Annotated in this window: 21 protein-coding genes, 1 pseudogene and 1 riboswitch; of the genes and pseudogenes, 15 read left to right on the top strand and 7 right to left on the bottom strand. The window is 59.2% G+C overall.

What is annotated here, in order from left to right:
• Positions 1 to 241: 241 nt before the first annotated feature.
• From hutI to Electrica_RS17565, 5 genes and pseudogenes are all read left to right on the top strand, one after another.
• Positions 242 to 1,501 (top strand): imidazolonepropionase, encoded by a 1,260-nt coding sequence (hutI, locus tag Electrica_RS17585; protein WP_165457118.1) that lies wholly within the window; start codon positions 242 to 244, stop codon positions 1,499 to 1,501.
• Positions 1,502 to 1,635: 134 nt separating this feature from the next.
• Entirely contained in the window at positions 1,636 to 2,361 is a 726-nt protein-coding gene (locus Electrica_RS17580; protein ID WP_131047698.1) for a histidine utilization repressor, read from the top strand.
• A 142-nt stretch (positions 2,362 to 2,503) separates the two neighbouring features.
• Positions 2,504 to 4,189: a urocanate hydratase gene (gene hutU / locus Electrica_RS17575; RefSeq protein WP_100686246.1), complete on the top strand. Its 1,686-nt coding sequence runs from the start codon at positions 2,504 to 2,506 to the stop codon at positions 4,187 to 4,189.
• Between the two features lie 2 nt (positions 4,190 to 4,191).
• Complete coding sequence (hutH, locus tag Electrica_RS17570) at positions 4,192 to 5,712, top strand: histidine ammonia-lyase (protein ID WP_141965064.1); 1,521 nt, start codon at positions 4,192 to 4,194, stop codon at positions 5,710 to 5,712.
• 201 nt (positions 5,713 to 5,913) lie between these two features.
• Positions 5,914 to 6,225, top strand: a pseudogene (locus tag Electrica_RS17565) (amino acid permease); the annotation flags it as partial.
• A 1,082-nt stretch (positions 6,226 to 7,307) separates the two neighbouring features.
• Here Electrica_RS17565 and Electrica_RS17560 read toward each other — a convergent pair.
• Positions 7,308 to 7,784: a kinase inhibitor gene (locus tag Electrica_RS17560; RefSeq protein WP_131047700.1), complete on the bottom strand. Its 477-nt coding sequence runs from the start codon at positions 7,782 to 7,784 to the stop codon at positions 7,308 to 7,310.
• A 70-nt stretch (positions 7,785 to 7,854) separates the two neighbouring features.
• Complete coding sequence (gene bioA, locus Electrica_RS17555; RefSeq protein WP_141965063.1) at positions 7,855 to 9,144, bottom strand: adenosylmethionine--8-amino-7-oxononanoate transaminase; 1,290 nt, start codon at positions 9,142 to 9,144, stop codon at positions 7,855 to 7,857.
• A gap of 85 nt (positions 9,145 to 9,229) precedes the next feature.
• Between bioA and bioB the strand changes: the two genes are divergently transcribed.
• Genes bioB through bioD form a run of 4 tightly spaced genes read left to right on the top strand, consistent with a single transcriptional unit; the run spans position 9,230 to position 12,878 of the window.
• The gene (bioB, locus tag Electrica_RS17550) at positions 9,230 to 10,270 is read left to right on the top strand and encodes a biotin synthase BioB (protein WP_100684084.1); all 1,041 of its coding nucleotides are present in this window, start codon (positions 9,230 to 9,232) and stop codon (positions 10,268 to 10,270) included.
• Positions 10,267 to 11,424, top strand: a complete 1,158-nt coding sequence (gene bioF, locus Electrica_RS17545; protein ID WP_141965062.1) for an 8-amino-7-oxononanoate synthase — start codon at positions 10,267 to 10,269, stop codon at positions 11,422 to 11,424. The genes bioB and bioF overlap by 4 nt, the downstream gene beginning before the upstream one ends.
• Positions 11,408 to 12,163 carry a malonyl-ACP O-methyltransferase BioC gene (gene bioC / locus Electrica_RS17540; RefSeq protein WP_141965061.1) on the top strand — a complete coding sequence of 252 codons (756 nt, stop codon included), beginning with the start codon at positions 11,408 to 11,410 and terminating at the stop codon, positions 12,161 to 12,163. The genes bioF and bioC overlap by 17 nt, the downstream gene beginning before the upstream one ends.
• Entirely contained in the window at positions 12,156 to 12,878 is a 723-nt protein-coding gene (gene bioD / locus Electrica_RS17535; protein WP_131047704.1) for a dethiobiotin synthase, read from the top strand. Before bioC ends, bioD begins: the two co-directional genes overlap by 8 nt.
• On the opposite strand, the gene Electrica_RS17530 is transcribed toward bioD, so the two are convergent.
• Positions 12,820 to 13,542 carry an ABC transporter ATP-binding protein gene (locus Electrica_RS17530; RefSeq protein ID WP_100684080.1) on the bottom strand — a complete coding sequence of 241 codons (723 nt, stop codon included), beginning with the start codon at positions 13,540 to 13,542 and terminating at the stop codon, positions 12,820 to 12,822. The two genes, bioD and Electrica_RS17530, sit on opposite strands and share 59 nt — an antisense overlap.
• A gap of 737 nt (positions 13,543 to 14,279) precedes the next feature.
• On the opposite strand from Electrica_RS17530, the gene uvrB reads away from it, so the two are divergent.
• Positions 14,280 to 16,301: an excinuclease ABC subunit UvrB gene (uvrB, locus tag Electrica_RS17520; protein ID WP_131047705.1), complete on the top strand. Its 2,022-nt coding sequence runs from the start codon at positions 14,280 to 14,282 to the stop codon at positions 16,299 to 16,301.
• A gap of 235 nt (positions 16,302 to 16,536) precedes the next feature.
• On the opposite strand, the gene pmrB is transcribed toward uvrB, so the two are convergent.
• From pmrB to yvcK, 4 genes are all read right to left on the bottom strand, one after another.
• Positions 16,537 to 17,628 (bottom strand): two-component system sensor histidine kinase PmrB, encoded by a 1,092-nt coding sequence (gene pmrB / locus Electrica_RS17515; protein WP_131047706.1) that lies wholly within the window; start codon positions 17,626 to 17,628, stop codon positions 16,537 to 16,539.
• Between the two features lie 4 nt (positions 17,629 to 17,632).
• Positions 17,633 to 18,304: a two-component system response regulator PmrA gene (pmrA, locus tag Electrica_RS17510; RefSeq protein ID WP_094898452.1), complete on the bottom strand. Its 672-nt coding sequence runs from the start codon at positions 18,302 to 18,304 to the stop codon at positions 17,633 to 17,635.
• Complete coding sequence (eptA, locus tag Electrica_RS17505; protein WP_141965060.1) at positions 18,301 to 19,947, bottom strand: phosphoethanolamine transferase EptA; 1,647 nt, start codon at positions 19,945 to 19,947, stop codon at positions 18,301 to 18,303. The genes pmrA and eptA overlap by 4 nt, the downstream gene beginning before the upstream one ends.
• A gap of 118 nt (positions 19,948 to 20,065) precedes the next feature.
• Positions 20,066 to 20,971 carry a uridine diphosphate-N-acetylglucosamine-binding protein YvcK gene (gene yvcK, locus Electrica_RS17500; RefSeq protein ID WP_100684075.1) on the bottom strand — a complete coding sequence of 302 codons (906 nt, stop codon included), beginning with the start codon at positions 20,969 to 20,971 and terminating at the stop codon, positions 20,066 to 20,068.
• Positions 20,972 to 21,179: 208 nt separating this feature from the next.
• Positions 21,180 to 21,318: riboswitch (molybdenum cofactor riboswitch) on the top strand.
• Here yvcK and moaA point away from each other — a divergent pair.
• The 5 genes from moaA to moaE all read left to right on the top strand — a co-directional run bounded on the left by moaA (position 21,306) and on the right by moaE (position 24,016).
• Complete coding sequence (gene moaA, locus Electrica_RS17490; RefSeq protein WP_141965058.1) at positions 21,306 to 22,295, top strand: GTP 3',8-cyclase MoaA; 990 nt, start codon at positions 21,306 to 21,308, stop codon at positions 22,293 to 22,295. (Overlaps the previous riboswitch by 13 nt.)
• A gap of 22 nt (positions 22,296 to 22,317) precedes the next feature.
• Entirely contained in the window at positions 22,318 to 22,830 is a 513-nt protein-coding gene (moaB, locus tag Electrica_RS17485; RefSeq protein WP_141965057.1) for a molybdenum cofactor biosynthesis protein B, read from the top strand.
• A gap of 3 nt (positions 22,831 to 22,833) precedes the next feature.
• Positions 22,834 to 23,322 carry a cyclic pyranopterin monophosphate synthase MoaC gene (gene moaC / locus Electrica_RS17480; RefSeq protein ID WP_141965056.1) on the top strand — a complete coding sequence of 163 codons (489 nt, stop codon included), beginning with the start codon at positions 22,834 to 22,836 and terminating at the stop codon, positions 23,320 to 23,322.
• Positions 23,315 to 23,563 carry a molybdopterin synthase sulfur carrier subunit gene (gene moaD, locus Electrica_RS17475; protein WP_130943332.1) on the top strand — a complete coding sequence of 83 codons (249 nt, stop codon included), beginning with the start codon at positions 23,315 to 23,317 and terminating at the stop codon, positions 23,561 to 23,563. The genes moaC and moaD overlap by 8 nt, the downstream gene beginning before the upstream one ends.
• Positions 23,564 to 24,016, top strand: a complete 453-nt coding sequence (moaE, locus tag Electrica_RS17470) for a molybdopterin synthase catalytic subunit MoaE (RefSeq protein ID WP_100684069.1) — start codon at positions 23,564 to 23,566, stop codon at positions 24,014 to 24,016.
• Positions 24,017 to 24,058: the final 42 nt, after the last annotated feature.

The following is a 24,058-nucleotide window of genomic DNA, read 5'->3' as shown; positions in this document are numbered from 1 at the left end:
AAAGCAACCCGAATGATTGGGGCGGGCATTATACAAAAAACATGCAAGCGGCGTCAGGCCGACAAGGAATGAATTACGCGTATAACGTCCTTTAAAACCTGCTTTTTATACTAAGTTGAGCGAAACGGGAAGACGCTGCGCGAAAAAGTTCGCCTAAACCGCTCACCGGGCCGACGTCCTTGTCGCATCTGGTCACAAAAAAATAACCATTTCCTCTGCTTTTATTGACATTTCGCGGAGAATGAAAATAAATGTCTATACAACCCATGACAAGTTGACTGCGATGACTGAAGCCACCTCCGAACGCGTTATCTGGCGCAATGCCCGCCTTGCCACTCTGACCCCCGATGATTCGCAGCCTTACGGCCTGCGGGATCGTCATGCGCTGCTGGTGCGCAATGGCCGGATTGAAGCCATTGTGCCGGAAAACGATGCCCCGGCCGGGCGGAGCATCGATCTTGGCGGCAGGCTGCTGACGCCGGGGCTGATCGATTGCCACACCCATCTGGTCTTCGGCGGTAGTCGGGCGCAGGAGTGGGAACAGCGGCTGAACGGCGTCTCCTACCAGACGATCAGCGCCAACGGCGGCGGCATTAACTCAACGGTGCGCGCTACCCGTGAAAGCAGCGAAGCGCAGCTGTTAGCGCTGGCCCAGCAGCGACTGGATCGTCTGCTTCGCGAAGGGGTGACCACGCTTGAAATTAAATCCGGCTATGGACTGGATCTGGCAAACGAACGCAAAATGCTGCAGGTGGCGCGCCGCCTGGCGCAGAACAATGCGGTCGGGCTATCGCCGACGCTGCTCTCCGCTCACGCCACGCCGCCGGAATATAAAGATGATCCGGACGCTTACATCACGCTGGTGTGTGAAACTCTGCTGCCGACGCTATGGGAAGAGGGGCTGTTTGAAAGCGTTGATGTGTTCTGCGAAAACGTCGGCTTCAGCCCGCAGCAGACCGAACGCGTGTTTCAGGCCGCGCAGGCGCGCGGTATTCCGGTCAGAGGGCACGTTGAACAGCTCTCTGCGCTGGGGGGCGCGCAGCTGGTGAGCCGTTATCAGGGGCTCTCGGCCGATCATATCGAATACTTAACCGAAGAGGGAGTGGCGGCGATGAGCCGCAGCGCGACGGTGGCGGTGCTGTTGCCCGGCGCGTTCTATTTCCTCAATGAAACCCGTAAACCGCCGGTCGGACTGCTGCGTCAGTATCAGGTACCGATGGCGGTGGCGACGGATTACAACCCGGGTACCAGCCCGTTTGCCAGCCTGCACCTGGCGATGAATATGGCCTGCGTGAAGTTCGGCTTAACCCCGGAAGAGGCGTGGGCCGGCGTGACGCGTCATGCCGCGCAGGCGCTGGGGCGGCAGAATAGTCACGGCCAGCTGGCGGCGGGGTTTGTTGCCGATTTTGCTATCTGGGATGCGGAACATCCGGTTGAAATGGTCTACGAACCGGGGCGGAGCCCGCTCTGGCATCGCGTTGTGGGTGGCGAAATGCAATGACATTGCGGCGACTGGCCTTCGCCGACCGTGACGACAGCGCGGCCCGGCGGGCATGGCAAATCGCCCATTGGTGGCGCCGACGATTCAGTATATTCTGACCGTTGCCGCCCATTGAGCATAAGGAAAGCCAGGCTATGTTTTCACCGCATCCCCGAACCGCGCCTGCCCCGTTTTATGAAAAGGTGAAGCAGTCGATCAGCGAAAAGATTCAGCGCGGCGTCTGGCGTCCCCATGACCGTATTCCCTCGGAGGCGGAACTGGTGGCGCAGTTTGGTTTCAGTCGCATGACCATCAATCGGGCGCTGCGTGAACTCACCGATGAAGGTTTACTGGTCCGTTTGCAGGGCGTAGGCACCTTTGTGGCGGAGCCGAAAGGGCAGTCGGCGCTGTTCGAAGTTCGTAGCATCGCCGACGAAATTACCTCCCGTCGCCATCAGCACCGCTGCGAGGTACTGCTGCTGGAAGAGACGAAAGCCGATCTTATCCAGGCCGCCGCGCTGAATGTGGCCGAAGGGACGCGGATTTTTCACTCCCTGATGGTCCATTTTGAAAATGATATTGCGGTGCAGATTGAAGACCGCTGCGTCAATGCGGCGGTGGTACCGGCATATTTAGAGCAGGACTATACCGTTACCACGCCGCATGATTATTTGTCGCTGATTGCGCCGTTAACCGAAGGCGAGCACATCGTCGAAGCGGTACAGGCCAGCGGCAAAGAGTGCGAACTGCTGCATATCCATGCCCACGATCCTTGCCTGCTGATTCGGCGCCGTACCTGGTCAGCCACGCATATTGTCTCCCACGCCCGTCTTCTGTTCCCGGGTAGCCGCTACCGGCTGCAGGGCCATTTCACTTCCTGATGATCGTCGCGTCGGCAAAAGCGTGATTGCTGACGCAATATAATAAAATTGTATCATTTCTGTTAAAACCTGACTTGCGCATAGTTGTATAGACAAGTATATGTATCTATGTAAACAACGTTAATTGTCAGGAGAAACCCCGATGTCGCAAAGCAAATATCGCCAGCAAGACGTCCGTGCACCGCGAGGCACAACGTTGAATGCTAAGAGCTGGTTGACCGAAGCCCCGCTGCGTATGTTAATGAACAACCTCGATCCCGAGGTCGCCGAGAACCCACATGAGCTGGTGGTCTACGGCGGTATTGGCCGCGCGGCGCGCAACTGGGAATGCTATGACGCTATCGTGAAGGCGCTGAAAAACCTGGAAAGCGATGAGACGCTGCTGGTGCAGTCCGGTAAACCGGTTGGCGTATTTAAAACCCATGAAAATTCGCCGCGCGTGCTGATTGCCAACTCCAACCTGGTCCCGCACTGGGCGACCTGGGAACATTTCAACGAGCTGGATGCGAAGGGGCTGGCGATGTACGGCCAGATGACCGCGGGCAGCTGGATTTATATCGGTAGCCAGGGCATCGTGCAGGGCACCTATGAAACGTTCGTCGAAGCCGGACGTCAGCACTACCAGGGCAGCCTGAAGGGGCGCTGGGTATTAACCGCCGGTCTGGGCGGCATGGGCGGCGCACAGCCGCTGGCGGCGACGCTGGCGGGCGCCTGCTCGCTGAACATCGAATGCCAGCAGAGCCGGATCGATTTCCGTCTGCGTACCCGCTACGTCGACGAGCAGGCGACATCGCTGGATGACGCGCTGGCGCGTATCAAAAAATACACCGCGGAAGGCCGGGCTATCTCTATAGCCCTGTGCGGTAACGCCGCCGATATCGTGCCGGAGATGGTGAAACGCGGCGTGCGCCCGGATATGGTCACCGACCAGACCAGCGCTCACGACCCGCTGCATGGCTATCTGCCGAAAGGCTGGAGCTGGGAAGCGTATCAGCAGAAAGCCGCATCCGACCCGCAGGGCACCATTCTGGCGGCGAAACGCTCCATGGCCGATCACGTTCAGGCGATGCTGGCCTTCCACGACATGGGCGTACCGACCTTCGACTACGGCAACAATATCCGCCAGATGGCGCAGGAGATGGGCGTCGCCAACGCATTCGACTTCCCGGGCTTTGTTCCTGCCTATATTCGTCCGCTGTTCTGCCGCGGCATCGGCCCGTTCCGCTGGGCGGCCCTCTCCGGCGATCCGCAGGATATCTACAAAACGGATGCCAAAGTCAAAGAGATAATCAAAGATGATCAGCACCTGCACCACTGGCTGGATATGGCGCGTGAGCGTATTAGCTTCCAGGGACTGCCGGCGCGTATTTGCTGGGTAGGGCTGGAGTGGCGTCAGAAGCTGGGGCTGGCCTTTAATGAAATGGTCCGCAGCGGTGAAGTGTCTGCGCCGATCGTCATTGGTCGCGACCACCTTGACTCCGGCTCGGTCGCCAGCCCGAACCGCGAAACGGAATCCATGCGCGACGGCTCCGATGCGGTGTCCGACTGGCCGCTGCTGAATGCCTTGCTGAATACCGCCAGCGGCGCGACCTGGGTGTCGCTGCATCACGGCGGTGGCGTCGGGATGGGCTTCTCGCAGCACTCCGGGATGGTTATCGTCTGTGACGGTACCGACGAAGCGGCCGCGCGTATTGCCCGCGTGCTGCATAACGACCCGGCGACCGGGGTGATGCGTCACGCCGATGCGGGTTACGACATCGCGATTGAGTGCGCGGCGGAACAAGGGCTGAATCTTCCTATGGTGGCAGCAACGCAGGGGCAACGCTGAAAATGAAAAACTTAACTCTGATTCCAGGTCAGCTGAGTCTGGCGCAGCTACGTGAAGTGTTCCAGCAGCCGCTGACTATTACCCTCGACGAGCAGGCTTTTGCCGTTATTAACGACAGCGTCGCCTGCGTCAACGCCATTCTGGCCGAAGGACGTACCGCGTACGGCATTAACACCGGCTTTGGCCTGCTGGCGTCAACGCGGATCTCCACGGACGATCTGGAAAACCTGCAGCGTTCTCTGGTGCTGTCCCATGCGGCGGGCATCGGTGAGCCGCTGGATGACGCTATGGCGCGTCTGATCATGGTGCTGAAGATTAACAGCCTTTCCCGCGGCTTCTCCGGGATTCGTCTGAGCGTCATTCAGGCGCTGATTCAACTGGTGAATAAAGGCGTCACGCCATGGATCCCGGCGAAAGGTTCCGTCGGCGCATCCGGCGACCTGGCGCCGCTGGCGCACATGTCCCTGACGTTACTGGGTGAGGGCAAAGCCCGCGTCGACGGCGAATGGATGCCGGCGCTGCAGGCGTTGCAAAAAGTGGGTCTGCAGCCGATTACCCTGGCGGCGAAAGAGGGGCTGGCGCTGCTGAACGGCACTCAGGCATCGACGGCGTTTGCGCTGCGCGGCCTGTTTGAGGCGGAAGACCTGTTCGCTTCCGCTATCGTATGCGGCGCGTTAACCACCGAAGCGGCGCTGGGTTCGCGCCGTCCGTTTGATGCGCGTATTCACGATGCGCGCGGCCAGCGTGGGCAAATTGACGCTGCGGCGCTGTACCGCCATGTGCTGGCCGACGGCAGCGAGATTTCGCAGTCGCATCACAACTGTACTAAAGTGCAGGACCCATACTCACTGCGCTGTCAGCCGCAGGTCATGGGCGCCTGTCTGACCCAGATTCGCCAGGCCGCCGAAGTCCTGCTGATTGAGGCCAACGCGGTGTCGGACAACCCGCTGGTCTTCGCCAGTGAGAACGAAGTGATCTCCGGCGGTAACTTCCATGCCGAACCGGTGGCGATGGCGGCGGATAATATTGCGCTGGCGATTGCCGAAATCGGTTCGCTGTCTGAGCGTCGTATTGCGCTGATGATGGACAGCCATATGTCGCAACTGCCGCCTTTCCTCGTGAAAAACGGCGGCGTCAACTCCGGCTTTATGATTGCCCAGGTGACCGCTGCGGCGTTAGCCAGCGAGAACAAAGCGCTGGCGCATCCGCACAGCGTGGATAGCCTACCGACGTCGGCGAACCAGGAAGATCACGTCTCGATGGCGCCGGCCGCCGGTCGCCGCCTGTGGGCGATGGCGGAAAACACCCGCGGCGTGCTGGCCGTGGAGTGGCTGGCCGCCGTCCAGGGGCTGGATATGCGCGAAGGGCTGGCCAGCAGCCCGCTGCTGGAAGAGGCGCGTCATCTGCTGCGCGAGCGGGTTTCGCATTACACCCACGATCGCTTCTTCGCCCCGGATATCGATAACGCTATTGCGCTTCTGGCGGCACGTCACCTGACGCGACTGCTCCCTGCCGTCATCTGATCCTCGTTGTTTTCTGTACCCGCGTCGGGGGGATAAGCTCCCCCCGGCCGTCCTACACGCATATTTGTCGTCATACAAAAATTATCAGGACACTTGTATATACAACAACCACCACAATCGCCACAAAAGCCACACCTGCTGTGTGGGCTGAATGCCCGACATATTCGCTTTATTGCGCTCGGTTCCGCCATCGGCACCGGGCTGTTCTATGTCTGCACGCTGGCGATCCTGATGGCTATTTTTCCGTGGAACAGCTTTGGCGAGCAGGGCAGCCCGTTCGTGCTCATTTTTAGCGGCCTGGGGATCCCGGCTGCGGCAACAATCCTCAATATCATCGTGATCAGCGCCAGTATTTCAGCCATCAACAGCGATATTTTTGGCACCGGTCGCATGATGTACGGCATGGCAAAAGAGGGGATGGTGCCTGAAAGTTTCCAGCGCATTGCCAGCAACGGCGTGCCGTGGATGACGGTAGTGGTGATGGGCGTGGCGCTGCTGGCGGCGGTGGCGCTGCGCTTACCGGGGCTACGAGGTGTGGTCGCCCGGGTCAGGCATAAGCCGCGACCCGGGAGGCTCCCCCGGTTGCGCTGCGCTTACCGGGGCTACGAGGTGTGGTCGCCCGGGTCAGGCGTAAGCCGCGACCCTGGATGCTCCCCGGTTGCGCAGCGCTTACCGGGGCTACGAGGTGTGGTCGCCCGGGTCAGGTGCAAGACGCGACCCGGGATATTCCCCCGGTGGCGCAGCGCTTACCGGGGCTACGAGGTGTGTGGTCGCCCGGGTCAGGCGCAAGCCGCCACCCGGGATGTTCCCCGGTGGCGCTGCGCTTACCGGGGCTACGAGGTGTGGTAGCCCGGGTCAGGCATAAGCCGCGACCCGGGAGGCTCCCCCGGTTGCGCTGCGCTTACCGGGGCTACAGGGTGTGGTCGCCCGGGTCAGGCGCAAGCCGCCACCCGGGATGTTCCCCCGGTTGCGCAGCGCTTACCGGGGCTACAGGTGTTGTGGTGGCCCGGGTCAGGCGCAAGCCGCGACCCGGGATATTCCCCCGGTAGCGCTGCGCTTACCGGGGCTACAGGGTGTGGTCGCCCGGGTCAGGTGCAAGCCGCCACCCGGGAGGCTCCCCCGGTTGCGCTGCGCTTACCGGGGCTACGAGGTGTGTGGTCGCCAGGATCAGACGCAAGCCGCCACCCGGGATGTTCCCCGGTGGCGCTGCGCTTACCGGGGCTACGAGGTGTGGTCGCCCGGGTCAGGCGCAAGCCGCCACCCGGGATGTTCCCCCGGTGGCGCAGCGCTTACCGGGGCTACAGGGTGTGGTAGCCCGGGTCAGGCGCAAGCCGCCACCCGGGATATTCCCCCGGTAGCGTAGCGCTTACCGGGGCTACGGGGTGTGGTCGCCCGGGTCAGGCGCAAGCTGCGACCCGGGATATTCCCCCGGTTGCGCAGCGCTTACCGGGGCTACAGGGAGTTGTGGTCGCCCGGGTCAGGCGCAAGCCGCCACCCGAGATGCTTCCCGGTGGCACTGCGCTTACCGGGGCTACGAGGTGTGGTCGCCCGGGTCAGGCGCAAGCCGCCACCCGGGGAGGACTGGCGAGAGAAGGTCAGATAAACAGGGCGGTGATGGATGCGCTGCCCAACGAATGAAAATGGACGTTAAAACCGACCACCGCGCCGCTTGCCCCTTCATCGACATCAATCTTCTCGACATCCAGCGCATGCACCGTAAAGATGTAGCGATGGCTTTCCCCTTTTGGCGGCGCCGCGCCGCCGTAGCCGGGCACGCCGAAATCGGTGCGGGTTTCGATTGCGCTGGCCGGCAGCGGAGTCAGACCGGAGCCGGCGCCCTGCGGCAGTTCGCGCGTTTCCGCCGGCAGATTGGCGACCAGCCAGTGCCACCAGCCGGATCCGGTGGGCGCATCGGGATCGTAACAGGTCACGACAAAGCTTTTCGTCCCGTCAGGCACCTCATCCCACGCCAGATGCGGCGAGATATTATCGCCATCGTAGCCCATGCCGTTAAAAACATGGCGGTGGGGCAATTTCCCGCCATCCTGCAGATCGTGACTGATTACTTTCATGACGTCTCCTCTGGGATAATCGACTGATTAACAAAGAAGTGTAGTCCTGTTGACGGCCAGTTTCCGCTGCTTATTCGCGAAAAAATGTATCGTTGAGCACCGCCGCGTTAACCGCCTCGGTCAGGCGCGTCAGCTGCTGCGGGGTAATCACGTACGGTGGCATCAGGTAAATCAGGCGGCCGAACGGGCGAATCCATACCCCCTGTTCGACGAAGAAGCGCTGTAGCGCGGCCATATTGACCGGGCGGCACGTTTCCACCACGCCGATGGCGCCGAGCACGCGGACATCGGCGACCCGCGGGGATTCCCGGGCCGGAGCCAGCTCGACATTAAGCTGCGCTTCAATCGCGGCGACCTGGCCTTGCCATTCGCCGCTTTCCAGCAGCCGCAGGCTTTCTGCCGCCACCGCGCAGGCCAGAGGGTTGCCCATAAAGGTCGGGCCATGCATAAAGCAGCCGGCTTCGCCGTTGCTGATGGTCTCAGCGACCGGTCGGGTGGTGAGGGTCGCCGACAGCGTCATGGTGCCGCCGGTCAGCGCTTTGCCGAGACATAAAATATCCGGGGCGATGCCCGCGTGTTCGCAGGCAAACAGCTTGCCGGTCCGGCCAAATCCGGTGGCAATCTCATCGGCAATCAACAGAATGCCCTCACGATCGCACATCTTGCGAATGCGCTTCAGCCACTCAGGATGATACATCCTCATGCCGCCTGCGCCCTGTACGACCGGCTCAAGAATCACCGCCGCGATCTCATCGCGATGGGCTGCCATCAGGCGGGCAAACGGCACCAGATCCCGTTCATCCCACTCGCCACCGAAGCGGCTCTGCGGCGCCGGGGCGAACAGGTTATCCGGCAAATAGCCCTGCCACAGACTGTGCATGGAGTTATCCGGATCGCAGACCGACATCGCGCCAAAGGTATCGCCGTGGTAGCCGTTGCGGAAGGTGAGAAAACGCCGACGCGGTTCGCCTTTGGCCTGCCAGTACTGCAGGGCCATTTTCATCGCCACTTCCACCGCCACCGAACCCGAGTCGGCGAGGAATACGCACTCCAGCGACTCCGGGGTCATCGCCACCAGCTGGCGGCACAGCGCCACCGCCGAAGGGTGGGTAATACCGCCAAACATCACGTGCGACATCTGCTCAATCTGCGCTTTCATCGCCGCATTTAAACGCGGGTGATTGTAGCCGTGGATTGCCGCCCACCATGAAGACATCCCGTCGATCAGCTGCTCGCCGCTGGCGAGAGACAGCTCGCAGCCGTGGGCGGCAACCACCGGATATACCGGCAGAGGAGAGGTCATGGAAGTGTAGGGGTGCCAGATGTGGCGCCGATCGAAGGCGAGATCGTCCGTTGTCATAAGTGACTTGTAAACCATTTTGAAAACATTTAGGTTTACGAGTATAAACCGAACCAACAATTAACAAAACCCTTTGGAGAGGCCAATGGCTCACCACGCACGCTGGACAATGTCGCAAGTTACCGAGTTGTTTAATAAACCATTGTTAGATCTGCTGTTCGAGGCCCAGCAGATCCATCGCCAGCACTTTGACCCACGCCAGGTGCAGGTCAGCACGCTGCTGTCGATTAAAACCGGCGCCTGCCCGGAAGATTGCAAATATTGCCCGCAGAGCGCGCGCTACAAAACCGGCCTCGAGTCAGAGCGTCTGATGGAAGTGGAGCAGGTGCTGGAGTCCGCGCGCCAGGCAAAAAATGCCGGTTCCACCCGCTTCTGCATGGGGGCGGCGTGGAAGAACCCTAACGATCGCGATATGCCGTACCTTGAGCAGATGGTGAAAGGCGTTAAGGAACTGGGACTGGAGTCTTGCATGACCCTCGGGACCTTAACCGATAGTCAGGCGCAGCGCCTCGCGGGAGCCGGGCTGGACTACTACAACCACAACCTCGATACCTCGCCGGAATTTTACGGCAACATCATCACCACCCGCACCTATCAGGAGCGTCTGGACACCCTCGACAAAGTGCGCGACGCCGGGATTAAAGTGTGTTCGGGCGGCATCGTCGGCTTAGGCGAAACCGAGAAAGATCGCGCCGGCCTGCTGCTACAGCTGGCTAACCTGCCGACGCCGCCGGAGAGCGTACCAATCAACATGCTGGTTAAGGTGAAGGGCACGCCGCTGGCCGATAACGACGATGTCGACGCCTTTGATTTTATCCGCACCATTGCAGTGGCGCGCATCATGATGCCGACCTCGTACGTGCGTCTTTCCGCTGGCCGCGAGCAGATGAATGAACAGACCCAGGCGATGTGTTTTATGGCCGGGGCGAACTCGATTTTCTACGGTTGCAAGCTGTTGACCACGCCGAACCCGGAAGAGGACAAAGACCTGCAGCTGTTCCGTAAGCTGGGGCTTAACCCGCAGCAGACGGCGGTGCTGGAAGGCGATAACGAGCAGCAGCAGCGTCTGGAACATGCGCTGAATAACCCCGATACCGAGGAATACTACAACGCGGCGGTGATATGAGCTGGTCGCAACGCATCGACCAGGCGCTGAGCGAGCGGCGGCAGGCGGATACCTTTCGCCGCCGCCAGCCGGTGGCGCAGGGGGCCGGGCGTTGGCTCATCCGCGAAGGTCAGCGCTGGCTGAATTTCTCCAGCAACGATTATCTTGGGCTGAGCCAGCATCCGCAGATTATCGCCGCCTGGCAGCAGGGGGCGGCGCGTTACGGCGTGGGCTCCGGCGGCTCCGGCCACGTCAGCGGTTACAGCGAAGCGCATCGTGAGCTGGAAGAGAGCCTGGCGGACTGGCTGGGGTATCCGCGCGCGCTGCTGTTTATTTCCGGGTTTGCCGCTAACCAGGCGCTGATTGCCGCCCTGCTCGCCAGGGACGATCGCATCGTCGCGGATCGGCTGAGCCACGCTTCGCTGCTTGAGGCGGCCAACCTGAGCCCGGCGCAGCTCCGGCGCTTTGCGCACAATGATGTGCAGCAACTGGACACCCTGCTGGCCAAACCGCTGGCGGGTCAGCAACTGGTGGTGACGGAAGGGGTCTTCAGCATGGATGGCGACAGCGCCCCGCTCAGCGCCATCAGCCGAACCACCCGGGCCGCCGGCGGCTGGCTGCTGGTGGATGATGCGCACGGCATTGGCACAGTGGGTGAAGAGGGGCGCGGCAGTTGCCATGCGCAGAACGTGCGTCCTGAGCTGCTGGTGGTGACCTTTGGTAAAGCCTTTGGCGTCAGCGGCGCGGCGGTTTTGTGTGACGAGGCGCTGGCGGATTATCTGCTGCAGTTTGCCCGCCATCTGATTTACAGCACCGCCATGCCGCCAGCCCAGGCGGTTGCGCTGAGCGCCGCGCTGGCGGTGATCCGCAGCGATGACGGCCAGCAGCGGCGGGAAAAACTGGCCAGCCGCGTGGCGCAATTTCGCGACGGTATGGCCGGCTTTCCGGGGGAACTGAGCGCCTCGCACAGCGCGATTCAGCCGCTGATCGTCGGCGACAATACGCGAGCGTTGCAGCTGGCGGCACGCCTGCGCGAGCAGGGCTGCTGGGCAACGGCCATTCGTCCGCCGACGGTGCCGGCAGGCAGCGCGCGGCTGCGCCTGACGCTGACCGCGGCCCATGAGCCGACTGATATTACCCGTCTGCTGGAGGTGCTGCATGGCGGCGGTGAATAAACGGGCGGTGGCCGCGGCCTTTGGTCGGGCGGCCAGCCACTATTCGCAACACGACGCGTTGCAGCGTTACAGCGCCGAACTGCTGCTGCGCCGGCTCCAGGGCCGCACCTTTTCAGTGGTACTGGACGCTGGCTGCGGACCCGGCAGCATGAGCCGCTACTGGCGCGATGCCGGCAGTGATGTGACGGCGCTGGATCTGTCGGTTGAGATGCTGGCCCAGGCGCAGCGCGACGAGTGCGCACAGCGTTACCTCGAAGGGGATATTGAGTCGCTGCCGCTGGCCGATGGCTGCGTCGATCTGGCGTGGAGCAATCTGGCGGTGCAGTGGTGCGAGAGTCTGTCCGGCGCGCTCGATGAGCTGTGCCGGGTGGTGCGCCCCGGCGGTCGGGTGGCATTCACCACCTTGCTGGCCGACTCGCTGCCCGAACTGAATCAGGCCTGGCGCGCCATTGATGCGCATCCCCATGCCAACCGTTTTCTCAGCGAACAGGCGGTGCGCGAAGCGCTGGCCGGGCGGCGTGCCGTCGGCGAGGTTCACGCCGTTAGCCTGCCGTTTGCCGATGCCCTGAGCGCGATGCGTTCGCTCAAAGGGATTGGGGCAACACATTTGCATCAGGGGCGCAGCGCGGCGCCGTTGAGCCGGGGAAAACTGCGTCAGCTGCAGCTGGCCTGGCCAAAACAGCAGGGCCAGTGCCCGCTGACGTACCATCTTTTTACAGGAGTCATTGCACGTGACTAAACGTTTTTTCGTCACCGGAACCGACACTGAGGTCGGTAAGACGGTCGCCAGCTGCGCCCTGTTACAGGCGGCAAGGCTGGCGGGCCTGAAGAGCGCGGGCTATAAACCGGTGGCTTCCGGGAGTGAGCGGACGGCACACGGGCTGCGTAACGATGATGCGCTGGCGCTCCAGCGCAATAGCGCTGTGGCGCTGAGCTATGCGCAGGTCAACCCCTTTACCTTCGCCGAACCGACTTCACCGCATATCGCGAGCGCGGAGGAAGGACGGCCGATTCGCGGCGATGCGCTTTCTGCCGGGCTGCGAGAACTGGAGACGCTGGCGGAATGGGTGCTGGTCGAAGGGGCGGGGGGCTGGTTTACGCCGCTGTCCGCAACGCTGAGTTTTGCTGACTGGGTACGCGACGAACAGCTGCCGGTCATTCTGGTGGTCGGTATTAAGCTTGGCTGCATCAACCACGCGCTGCTGACGGCCCAGGCGGTACGTCAGGCCGGGCTGCCGCTGGTGGGCTGGATTGCAAACGATATCCAGCCGCCGGGTAAACGCCATGCGGAATATCTGGCGGCCCTCACCGATCGGCTTGCGACCCCGTTGCTTGGCGAGATCCCGTGGCTGGCGGAGGCCTCGCAGCGTGAGGATCTCGGCCAGTACCTGGATCTCAGCGCGCTGGATCGGGCGTCATCCACTGCGCCAGCAGCGGTTCATCCAGCTGGATAACGCGGCCTTGCGCCACGTTGCGTCCGCGATGCAGCAGGCAAAAACGGTCTGCTACCCGGCGAATAAACGGCAGGTGCTGTTCCGCAAGCAGCACCGTTAAGCCGATGTCGCGGTTCAGACGCACCAGCAGGTCGCCCAGCTTATGCAAGAAGTGCTGTCCGCTGCCGCGCGAAGGCTCATCAAGAATCAGCAGTCGCGGCCGGACAACCAGCGCTCGCGCCAGCGCCAGCTGGTACTGGTCATCCTCTGACAGCATGGCGCCTTTATGCTGACGTCGTCCGTAGAGGTCCGGAAAAAAATCGTAAATTTCCCCTTTTACGGCGACGTCCGGATTCCCTCCGGCGGCCAGCGCAATATGCAGATTCTCCTCCACGCTCAGCTGAGAAAAGATCCGCCGGTCCTGCGGGACATAGCCGATGCCAATAATCGAGCGTGAATGGGCGGAGAGCGGCGTGATATCACAAGGCGGTGAACCAGCCTCATGCCAGGTCATGCTGCCGCTGGCCACCGGGAGATGCCCGGTAATGCAGTTTACCAGCGTGGTTTTCCCCATCCCCTGCAGTCCCATCACGCAGGTGCACTCTCCCGGCTGAAGTTCAAGGTCGACATTCCATAGCGTGTGCTGATTTCCGTAGTACTGATTGACTGCGCGTAGACTCAACATAGACGTTTTCTCCTTTTTGGGGAATGCGGGCGATATGAAGATTCTGCAAATCTCTTGCCAGGAAAAAGATGTTTCGGTTTTTTCCCGTACCGACAGGTGTCGCAGGGTGGGGTGAAGGCGGGTCAGCGAGACGGTTGCACTCTCCCGGTGCTGAGGCCTATGAAAAATGGTGCAGAAAGCAACAAAAAGGCAGGTGCCCTTAGCTGATAAATATCAAAAATAATTCGATAATTTTTTTTAGGCGCCCGATTTTCACCGACGGTCGATTTGTGCGGGGTGGCTGAAGCCTTGGCCTGCAGACAGTTATCCACTATTCCTGTGGATAACCTTGTGCATTAGAGTTAGAGAACTTGCGGTAAGCTAGAGATTACGCGGCCTGCGGCTGAATTGGCGCTAAACCCGTCTTTTGTTTAATGTTATTAAATATCAATTAGTTAAATAAAAGCAATGGTTGTAAGGAAAGTGTCACCTGTTGCCATAAAAGATTCATCGCCTTGCTTGACAAATGTTAAATGACAAATTTTTTTGGGGATAACCCTACTGGCCGGCGAATTATTCTGCAGGATGGCCCATTTTTGCCCCAAAAAGACGCAAGTGCGGATGATTTCAGGTACAAACAGTAATCGAATACTGTTTGTATATCCAGTATTATTTATTGGCAAAAGTCAGCGTGAAGGGTAGAATTAAACACCTGCCGCAGTTAACCAGGCGCTTCATCCTTCTTCAGGGTCAGACATATGAGTAAAACGTTCACGCTGCATTCCGCATTCCGTCCTTCTGGCGACCAGCCGGAGGCTATCCGACGCCTGGAAGAGGGGCTGGAAGATGGTCTGGCGCATCAAACGCTGCTGGGGGTGACCGGGTCGGGCAAGACGTTCACCATTGCTAACATTATCGCCGATCTTCAGCGTCCGACGATGGTGCTGGCGCCGAATAAGACCCTGGCGGCGCAGCTGTACGGCGAAATGAAAGAGTTCTTCCCGGACAATGCGGTGGAGTATTTCGTCTCCTACTACGATTACTATCAGCCTGAAGCCTATGTGCCGAGCTCAGATACCTTCATCGAGAAAGACGCCTCGGTGAACGAGCATATCGAGCAGATGCGTCTGTCGGCGACCAAAGCGCTGCTTGAGCGGCGCGATGTGGTGGTGGTGGCCTCGGTATCGGCTATCTATGGTCTGGGCGACCCGGACCTTTACCTGAAGATGATGCTGCACCTGACCACCGGCATGCTGATCGACCAGCGGGCGATTTTGCGCCGCCTGGCGGAGTTGCAGTATACCCGTAACGATCAGGCCTTCCAGCGCGGCACCTTCCGCGTGCGCGGCGAAGTGATCGACGTCTTTCCGGCGGAATCCGACGATATTGCGCTGCGTATCGAACTGTTTGATGAAGAGGTTGAGCGGCTGTCGCTGTTCGACCCGCTGACCGGTCAGGTTGAATCGACGATTCCCCGCTACACCATCTACCCGAAAACGCACTACGTGACGCCACGCGAGCGTATCGTGCAGGCGATGGAGGAGATTAAAGTCGAGCTGGCCGACAGGCGGAAGACGCTGCTGGACAACAACAAGCTGCTCGAAGAGCAGCGGCTGTCCCAGCGGACGCAGTTTGACCTCGAAATGATGAACGAGCTGGGCTACTGCTCGGGTATCGAAAACTACTCGCGCTATCTTTCCGGGCGCGGGCCGGGCGAACCGCCGCCGACGCTGTTTGACTACCTGCCGGCAGACGGTTTGCTGGTGATTGACGAATCCCACGTCACCATTCCGCAAATCGGCGGCATGTACCGCGGCGACCGGGCGCGTAAAGAGACGCTGGTGGAGTACGGCTTCCGTCTGCCGTCGGCGCTGGACAACCGCCCGCTGAAGTTCGAAGAGTTTGAAGCGCTGGCGCCGCAGACCATTTACGTCTCGGCGACGCCGGGTCCTTATGAGCTGGATAAATCCGGTGATGAGGTGGTCGATCAGGTAGTCCGTCCGACCGGGCTGCTTGACCCGCTGATTGAAGTGCGTCCGGTCGCGACTCAGGTCGATGACCTGCTGTCGGAAATTCGCCTCCGCGTGGCCATTAACGAGCGCGTGCTGGTCACCACTTTGACTAAACGGATGGCGGAAGATTTAACCGAATATCTTGAAGAGCACGGCGAGCGCGTGCGCTACCTGCACTCCGATATCGATACCGTCGAGCGTATGGAGATAATCCGCGACCTGCGGCTGGGCGAGTTCGATGTCCTGGTCGGTATCAACCTGCTGCGTGAAGGGCTGGATATGCCGGAAGTGTCGCTGGTGGCGATTCTGGACGCCGATAAAGAGGGCTTCCTGCGTTCGGAGCGCTCGCTGATTCAGACCATTGGCCGCGCCGCGCGTAACATCAACGGTAAAGCGATTCTGTACGGCGATAAAATTACCGCTTCGATGGCGAAAGCCATCAGCGAGACCGAGCGTCGCCGTGAGAAGCAGCAGCGCTATAACGAAGAGCACGGCATTACCCCGCAGGGGCTGAATAAAAAAGTGGTCGATATTCTGCAGCTCGGCAGCAATCTGGCGAAGACCAAAGCCAAAGGGCGCGGAAAATCACGTTCGCCGGTTGAGGCGGATATACCGGAGGTGCTGCTGACGCCAAAAGCGCTACAGCAGAGAATCCACGAGCTGGAAGGGCAGATGATGCAACATGCGCAGAATCTGGAGTTCGAAGAGGCCGCGCAAATCCGCGACCAGCTGCATCAGCTGCGCGAGCTGTTTATCGCGGCATCCTGATCCGCAGCCCGCGATGCGCCGCCGCACGGAGCCCGTCAGTGTGTCGGGACGCTGATTTTTTGTTATTCCGCGCCGTTTTCGGGCTGGCTTAATGTCTGCTTAATATTGCCAGGCGACACTATCCCCATTCTGATAAGGATAGTGTCATGCAAAAATTAACCTTCCGTGAGTCTCTGGCCGTTATCTGCGCTTTTGGCGTGATTGTCGCTTTTTTCCATCAGTGGGTGCTGACTTTCTAACGCGAAGACTTAGGAAACAGAATCCAGCCCCGGACGCCGGGGCCCGGCTGGCGGTTATGTAAGAAGAACTGGGCCTCGTGCAGCTGAACGATGCGCGTCACAATACTTAATCCCAGGCCAATGCCCCCATAGCGGCTGTCCATGCGGACAAAAGCTTTACTCAGCTCGCCGCTTTTCGCTTCATCAATCCCTGGACCTTCATCTTCCACGGCCATAACCGGCGTTGTACCGGCCTGTACGGCGATTTTTACCTTCGACCCCGCCGGGCTATAGCGATGTGCGTTCTCCACCAGATTACGCAGCACAACGCGCAGCAGGGTGGCATCGCCGGAGACAACAACATCCTTGTTGTCATCTCCGTCAGGGAAGGAGAGCTCCAGCGTTTGCTGGCGTTGTTCCAGCATGCTCTCCAGCTCACCGCGAATCGGCTCGACCACATCCTTTTTCAGCAGCACGCGCTGGTAGCTCCCGGCGGAGAATGACTGCCCGACGCGCGCCAGCTGCAGCAGCTGTGAGATGCTGTTGGTCATCTGATCCAGACGCTGGAGCAACTGACTCACCTCCACGTGATGCACTTTCGCCATCAGCTCCAGATGCAGACGCAGTCCCGCAAGCGGGGTGCGCAGCTCGTGCGCGACGTCAGCGGTGAACAGCCGTTCGCGATCGAGGGTTAAGTTCAGGCGAGAAACCAGCTGATTAATCGCCGTCGTCACCGCCGTCACTTCCGGAACCGACTCCGTCAGCGTAATCGGCTGCAGGTTATCCGGCGTCCGGCTTTCAAGCTCAGTTTGCAGATTCGACAGCGGCCGGGTGATTTTTCTCACCGCCACCAGACTGATATACAGCGCCAGGCCGACGATCAGCAGGCTGGGTATTAGCAGGCTGGCGACCGCTTCGCGCACTTCGTGTTCGATGTGCTTCTGGTTGTTATGTCGGTCAATGGCGCTCTCCACCAGCAGCTGAATCTGCTCTTTGCTTTCGTGCCATAACCAGAAAACGCTGATCAACTGACAGACCACCAGAATAGCGCCGATTGTCAGCAGCAGGCGGTGACGCATGGTCCAGGTTTCGCTTGCGAACAGTGCCATAGCGTTATTCCGTTCCCGAATTATTCACCAGCATATAGCCAAACCCTCTGACGGTACGAATGCGGGCTTTGCCCACTTTTTCGCGCAGGTTATGGATATGAACCTCCAGCGTGTTGGTGGCGGGTTCATTGTCCCAGCTGTAGATATCGTTGTAGAGAATTTCACGGTGTACCGGGCTGCCCGCTTTCATCATCAGGCGAGAGAGCAGGGCGTACTCTTTCGGCGTCAGGTCCAGCGCCTCGCCGCCCAGCCACACCAGGCGACGGGTGATGTTCAGTCGCAGGTTGCCCACGGCCATTTCGTTGTCGCCCTGGTTATTATGGCGGCGGAGCAGCGCGCGGATACGGGCGTTCAGCTCTTCCAGGGCGAAAGGTTTCACTAAATAGTCATCCGCGCCGGTATCGAGACCGCTGATGCGGTCTTCAACGGTATCGCGGGCGGTCAGGATCAGAACCGGCTGGCTGAATTTTTCCCGGCGCATTCGCGTCAGGAAGTGCAGGCCATCCTCATCCGGCAGGCCGAGATCGAGTACGATCAGGCTGTAATGGTTGCTGGCGAGGGACAAGGCGGCCTCGTGCGCAGTGGCGACGCCGTCACAGACGTATCCCTCGCTTTGCATTGCCAGGATCAGGCCTTGTAACAGGAGTGCGTCGTCTTCAATGACTAAGATTTTCATCTGGCGGTCTCGCTTCTGCACGGCGTTAAAATATCATCGGCTGCCTGGTACTCGTGGGTATTGACCCCAAGAAGTCCAAGCAAGGTGGAAAACAGATTATCCTGAGAGTAAGGGTCTGTTTTAGCTCTTTGTTGCAGACACTGGCTGGAAACGCCATAGCGCTGTTGATAATCCGGAGATAACCAGATTAGCATCGGCACGTGCTTTTGCGTTTCCGGGGCGATTGACCACGGCAGTCCGTGTAAATAGACGCCGTTTTCACCCAACGATTCACCGTGGTCGGAGAGGTAAACCAGGCTGGTGGTGAATTTATCCTGCTTCGACTGCAGTAATTTTATCGTCTTATCAACCATATAATCGATATACAGAATCGTATTATCGTAGGTGTTCGTCAGCTGCTGCTGGGTACAGCTCTGGATTTCGTTGGTATCGCAGGTTGGGGTGAATTTTTTGAATTCAGCAGGGTAGCGATTGTAATACGTCGGGCCGTGGCTACCGATGGTGTGCAGCACGATAATCCCGTCCTGTTGCAGATTGTCGATGTAGTTCTCCAGATTATGGAACAGCACTTCATCGTAACATTCGCCATCGATGCACTGGCCGGTCAGGTTCAGGTCGGTCACGTTCTGATGCGGGACGCGATCGCAGGCGCCCTTACAGCCGCCGTCATTGTCGTTCCACAATACCCGAACCCCGGCGCGTTGCAGAATGTCGAGAACGCCTTCCTGATGGTGGGCCAGCTCTTCATCGTAATGCGCGCGCGGCATGTTGGAGAACATACAGGGTACCGACACCGCGGTGGCCGTGCCGCACGAGGTGGTGTTGGCAAAGTAGATGACATCATCTTGTTTGAGTCGCGGATTGGTCTCGCGTTCATAGCCGCCCAGCGAGAAATTTTGCGCGCGCGATGTCTCTCCCAGCACCAGGATGGTCAGATTTTTGCGCGGGCCGCTGTGCATTTCGGTTTTTTGCACGGCATCTTCGCCAATTTTTACCAGCGGCAGGTTGTCCATCTGATTGTGCGCGTACCACGAGTTGATGGCGACGATGCTGTTCGAGGGGCTCAGGGATTTCACCAGCTCTTTGTTGTTGCGAAAGACCGAGGCGTAATCTTTATAAAACAGCGCCGCGACCAGAACGATCAGCAGGGCCGAGACGAGGATATTCAGCAGACGTACCGCGATGCTGCGCCACAGCGTTTTGGCTTTACTGATTTTTATCCACCAGGCCAGGGCGACCATCAGCACACCGGACAGTCCCAGCGTCAGCACCATTTTAACGGACATCAGGGCGAAGCTTTCCGCCGGCGTGGTATCCAGAATGTTGGTAATCATGGCGCGGTCGATGACGACCCCGAAGGTCCAGATAAAATACTGGGCCGAGGCGCTGAGCAAAATAAACAGACTAATAACGAGGCGGTCGAGCCTGAGGAAAGAGGCGAGCGTGGTGAGAATATTCATCACGCTGCAGGCAACCACCGGCATACTGAGGAATACCAGCCAGTTGTGCAGGCCGTTTACCGGCAGCAGGGTGAACACCTGTCGATAAAACGCAAGATTGAGCAACAGCCCGACATAGAGGGCAAAAATAATCAGATAAACCGTACGGCTCATGACCGGCCGACGTAAAGCGAATAACGACATAGCAACTATCCTGGGACTAAGATAGTTGCCATGGTGCCACTTTTATTTTAAGACAACCTTAACATTTTAATATAAAGGTCTGACGCGTCATTACCCGCTTCTTCTCGCTGGCCGCGAGCTAACCTAAGGTCTGGATAGCTTTTTCCAGCGCGTTGCGTAACAGCATCCGGTCGTGGCGATAGGGGACATCCGCGGCATCCAGCGGGGTCTGAACGATCGCCCGGTTTTCCAGTCCGCTCGTATCGGTTTTCGGTCCAACGACGATGGCATCGATCACCCGCTTGCCAATATAGCGCTCCATAATCCCGACCCTGTCCGCCAGCGTCAGATTCGCCGCCGGGCTATGTTCTTTGCCTAGATTGTCGATAAAGACCATTGTCGCCGGTGTCCGGCGCAGCGCCTGCGCCATCTCATCGAGCAGCAGAATTGGCAGCAGGCTGGTGTAGAAACTTCCGGGCCCAATCAGGATTAAATCGGCTTCCGCGATGGCCTCTACCGCTTCGCGGGTGGCGGGCACCGGCGGAGTGAGCATCAGCTCCTTCGGGACACCTGGCAACTGGTCGATATTGACTTCGCCATAGACTTCATGACCTTCGTGGTCAATGGCCATCAGATCCACCGGTTGTTCCGACATCGGGATCAGGAATGCGTCCACTTTTAGCAGATTTCTGATTAAATTAATCGCCTCTAAAGGCCGTACGCTCAGGTGATCGAGGGCCTTTAACATCAGATTTCCGAGGTTATGCCCGGAAAGTTCGCCATTACCGGCGAAACGGTACTCAAACATCGCCGAGGCAATACTGGGTTCGGCGATCAGCTGGTTAAGGCAGTTGCGCATATCTCCCCAGGCTATACCGCCTTCGGAACGGCGAATTCGCCCCGTGGAACCGCCGTTATCGGTAGTCGTGACGATCCCGGTCAGACGTGAGCCGAGCGATGAGAGCGACGACATCACCCGGCCCAGACCGTGCCCCCCGCCAAGTGCCACTACGCGATCAAGATCGGCGAACGTACGAGTGCGCATACACATTCCTTATCTCTGTTGAACGGGCTCACAGTAACCGATCTACCCCTAAAAGACGATGCCCGGATCCTGACAAAATGACCGATATCAATGCAAAAGCCTGGTTTTTAGCTATTCTGTAACGAAAATGCACGATTGCCTCGATATATACATGATTATATAACGAAAGCGGAAATGGCGAAACAGTCGTTTCCGCGCTACTATCGGCATAACCAGTTAACACTCTAGCCTCTGTGCCTGTGTCGCAAGATATGGTGCTTTGGCCGTGACAGCTTCGCTTGTCACCAGGGCGCGGGAAGAAATGACCGCGTCTCCCGTATTTGGAAAGGTGTATATGGCTTCACAGCTTACCGATGCATTTGCGCGTAAGTTTTATTACTTGCGCCTGTCGATTACCGATGTGTGTAACTTTCGTTGCACCTACTGCCTGCCGGATGGCTACAAGCCCGGCGCGGTCACCAACAAAGGCTTTCTCAGCGTTGATGAAGTACGCCGGGTCACGCGCGCGTTTTCTGCGCTCGGCACCGAGAAGGTGCGCCTGACCGGCGGCGAACCCTCTTTGCGCCGCGACTTTGCCGATATCATCGCCGCCGTAGGTGAAAACCGCGCGATTCGCCAGATAGCGGTCACCACCAATGGCTATCGCCTGGCGCGCGACGTCAGCCGGTGGCGTGATGCCGGACTGACGGCGATTAACGTCAGCGTTGACAGCCTTGATGCGCGCCAGTTTCACGCCATTACCGGGCAGGATAAATTTCACCAGGTGATGGACGGTATTGATGCCGCCTTTGCCGCCGGTTTTGAGAAGGTGAAGGTCAATACCGTGCTGATGCGCGATGTGAACCATCATCAGCTCGATACCTTCCTCGCGTGGATCCAGCCCCGACGTATTCAGCTGCGTTTTATTGAGCTTATGGAAACCGGCGAGGGCAGCGACCTGTTCCGACGCCACCACATTTCCGGCATCGTGCTGCGCAATGAACTGCTGCGTCGCGGCTGGATTCACCAAATCAGCCAACGCAGCGACGGTCCGGCCCAGGTCTTTTGTCACCCGGACTACGCCGGGGAGATAGGCTTAATCATGCCGTACGAGAAGGATTTCTGCGCCAGCTGCAACCGTCTTCGTGTCTCCTCCGTAGGCAAACTGCATCTGTGTCTGTTCGGCGACGGCGGCGTGGAACTGCGCGACCTGCTTGTCGAGGACCAGCAGCAGGCGGCGCTGGAAGCGCGCATCTCCGAAGCATTAACCCAGAAAAAACAAACCCATTTCCTGCATCAGGGCAACACCGGTATTACGCAAAACCTGTCGTATATTGGCGGATAATTCATTCTAAAGGAGCGAACAGATGAGTCAGGCCAGCGCTGAGTTTACCCCAACCCGTATTGCTATTCTCACCGTCTCCAGCCGACGCGGCGAAGAGGATGATACCTCTGGTCACTGGCTGCGTGATGCGGCGCAGGAGGTGGGCCACCATATTGTCGATAAGGCGATGGTTAAAGAGAACCGCTACGACATCCGCGCCCGGGTCTCGGCGTGGATAGCCAGCGATGATGTGCAGGTGGTGCTGATCACCGGTGGAACCGGGTTTACCGATGGCGATCAGGCGCCGGAAGCGCTGCGGCCGCTGTTTGACCGTGAAGTCGAAGGGTTTGGCGAAGTTTTCCGCATGCTGTCCTTCGAGGAAATCGGTACATCGACGCTGCAATCCCGCGCCATTGCCGGTATGGCGAATCGCACGCTGATTTTTGCCATGCCGGGCTCAACCAAAGCCTGCCGTACCGCGTGGGAAAATATCATTGCCCCGCAGCTGGATGCCCGTACGCGGCCCTGTAACTTTATCTCTCATCTTAAGAAATAAGCGATGTCACAACTCACCCATATTAACGCCGCCGGCGAGGCGCACATGGTCGATGTTTCTGCCAAGGCCGAGACGGTACGCGAAGCCCGGGCTGAAGCCTATGTTGAAATGCGCCCGACGACGCTGGCGATGATCATCGACGGCAGCCACCGCAAAGGCGATGTCTTCGCCACCGCTCGTATCGCCGGTATCCAGGCGGCAAAACGCACCTGGGAGCTGATCCCGCTGTGCCATCCGCTGATGCTGAGTAAAGTCGAAGTCAATTTGCAGGCTCAGCCGGAACACAACCGGGTACGCATCGAGTCGCTGTGCCGTCTGACCGGCAAAACCGGCGTGGAGATGGAAGCGCTGACCGCCGCCTCCGTGGCGGCGCTGACGATTTACGATATGTGCAAAGCGGTACAAAAAGATATGGTGATTGGCCCGGTGCGTCTGCTGGCGAAAAGCGGCGGCAAATCCGGGGATTTCAAGGCGGACGAGACGCATGATTAAGGTTCTGTTTTTTGCCCAGGTGCGCGAACTGGTTGGCACCGAATCCCTGACCCTCGAGGTCGATGCGCTGTCGACGGTCGAAACCGTGCGGCGTCAGCTTGCCGGTCGCAGCGAACGTTGGGCGCTGGCGCTGGAAGAGGGCAAGCTGCTGGCGGCGGTAAACCAGACGCTGACCCCCTTTGACCATCCGCTGGTGTCCGGCGACGAAGTGGCGTTCTTTCCGCCGGTTACGGGAGGTTAAATGACGCAGACTCGCATCATCGTCAGTCGCGATCGTTTTTGCGTCGGCGACGAATATCCGTGGCTGGCCGAGCGCGATGAAGACGGCGCGGTGGTCACGTTTACCGGAAAAGTACGTAACCACAATCTCGGGGACAGCGTGAAGGCGCTGACCCTCGAACACTATCCGGGAATGACGGAGAAATCGCTGGCGGAAATCGTTGAACTGGCGCGGGAACGCTGGCCGCTCGGCCGGGTGACGGTGATTCACCGCATCGGCGAAATGTGGCCTGGCGAAGAGATTGTGTTTGTTGGCGTGACCAGCGCGCACCGCAGCAGCGCGTTTGCCGCCGGGGAATTCATTATGGATTACCTGAAAACCCGCGCGCCGTTCTGGAAACGGGAAGCGACAGCGGAAGGCGAACGCTGGGTAGATGCGCGCGATAGCGATCGCCAGGCGGCAGAGCGCTGGTAGTGTGATACGCTTAATAAGATAAAACGTGTTAATCAGGAGACA

It is taken from the genome of Klebsiella electrica (assembly GCF_006711645.1).
Taxonomy (GTDB): domain Bacteria; phylum Pseudomonadota; class Gammaproteobacteria; order Enterobacterales; family Enterobacteriaceae; genus Klebsiella; species Klebsiella electrica.
The sequence above is the reverse complement of the archived record's forward strand: the minus strand, read 5'-3'. Positions and strand labels throughout refer to the sequence as shown.

Coding starts and splice junctions, on each gene's coding strand:
- hutI (WP_165457118.1), top strand. CDS start 242: ATGAAAATAAATGTCTATACAACCCATGACAAGTTGACTGCGATGACT.
- Electrica_RS17580 (WP_131047698.1), top strand. CDS start 1,636: ATGTTTTCACCGCATCCCCGAACCGCGCCTGCCCCGTTTTATGAAAAG.
- hutU (WP_100686246.1), top strand. CDS start 2,504: ATGTCGCAAAGCAAATATCGCCAGCAAGACGTCCGTGCACCGCGAGGC.
- hutH (WP_141965064.1), top strand. CDS start 4,192: ATGAAAAACTTAACTCTGATTCCAGGTCAGCTGAGTCTGGCGCAGCTA.
- Electrica_RS17560 (WP_131047700.1), bottom strand. CDS start 7,784: ATGAAAGTAATCAGTCACGATCTGCAGGATGGCGGGAAATTGCCCCAC.
- bioA (WP_141965063.1), bottom strand. CDS start 9,144: ATGACAACGGACGATCTCGCCTTCGATCGGCGCCACATCTGGCACCCC.
- bioB (WP_100684084.1), top strand. CDS start 9,230: ATGGCTCACCACGCACGCTGGACAATGTCGCAAGTTACCGAGTTGTTT.
- bioF (WP_141965062.1), top strand. CDS start 10,267: ATGAGCTGGTCGCAACGCATCGACCAGGCGCTGAGCGAGCGGCGGCAG.
- bioC (WP_141965061.1), top strand. CDS start 11,408: ATGGCGGCGGTGAATAAACGGGCGGTGGCCGCGGCCTTTGGTCGGGCG.
- Electrica_RS17530 (WP_100684080.1), bottom strand. CDS start 13,542: ATGTTGAGTCTACGCGCAGTCAATCAGTACTACGGAAATCAGCACACG.
- uvrB (WP_131047705.1), top strand. CDS start 14,280: ATGAGTAAAACGTTCACGCTGCATTCCGCATTCCGTCCTTCTGGCGAC.
- pmrB (WP_131047706.1), bottom strand. CDS start 17,628: ATGGCACTGTTCGCAAGCGAAACCTGGACCATGCGTCACCGCCTGCTG.
- pmrA (WP_094898452.1), bottom strand. CDS start 18,304: ATGAAAATCTTAGTCATTGAAGACGACGCACTCCTGTTACAAGGCCTG.
- eptA (WP_141965060.1), bottom strand. CDS start 19,947: ATGTCGTTATTCGCTTTACGTCGGCCGGTCATGAGCCGTACGGTTTAT.
- yvcK (WP_100684075.1), bottom strand. CDS start 20,971: ATGCGCACTCGTACGTTCGCCGATCTTGATCGCGTAGTGGCACTTGGC.
- moaA (WP_141965058.1), top strand. CDS start 21,306: ATGGCTTCACAGCTTACCGATGCATTTGCGCGTAAGTTTTATTACTTG.
- moaB (WP_141965057.1), top strand. CDS start 22,318: ATGAGTCAGGCCAGCGCTGAGTTTACCCCAACCCGTATTGCTATTCTC.
- moaC (WP_141965056.1), top strand. CDS start 22,834: ATGTCACAACTCACCCATATTAACGCCGCCGGCGAGGCGCACATGGTC.
- moaD (WP_130943332.1), top strand. CDS start 23,315: ATGATTAAGGTTCTGTTTTTTGCCCAGGTGCGCGAACTGGTTGGCACC.
- moaE (WP_100684069.1), top strand. CDS start 23,564: ATGACGCAGACTCGCATCATCGTCAGTCGCGATCGTTTTTGCGTCGGC.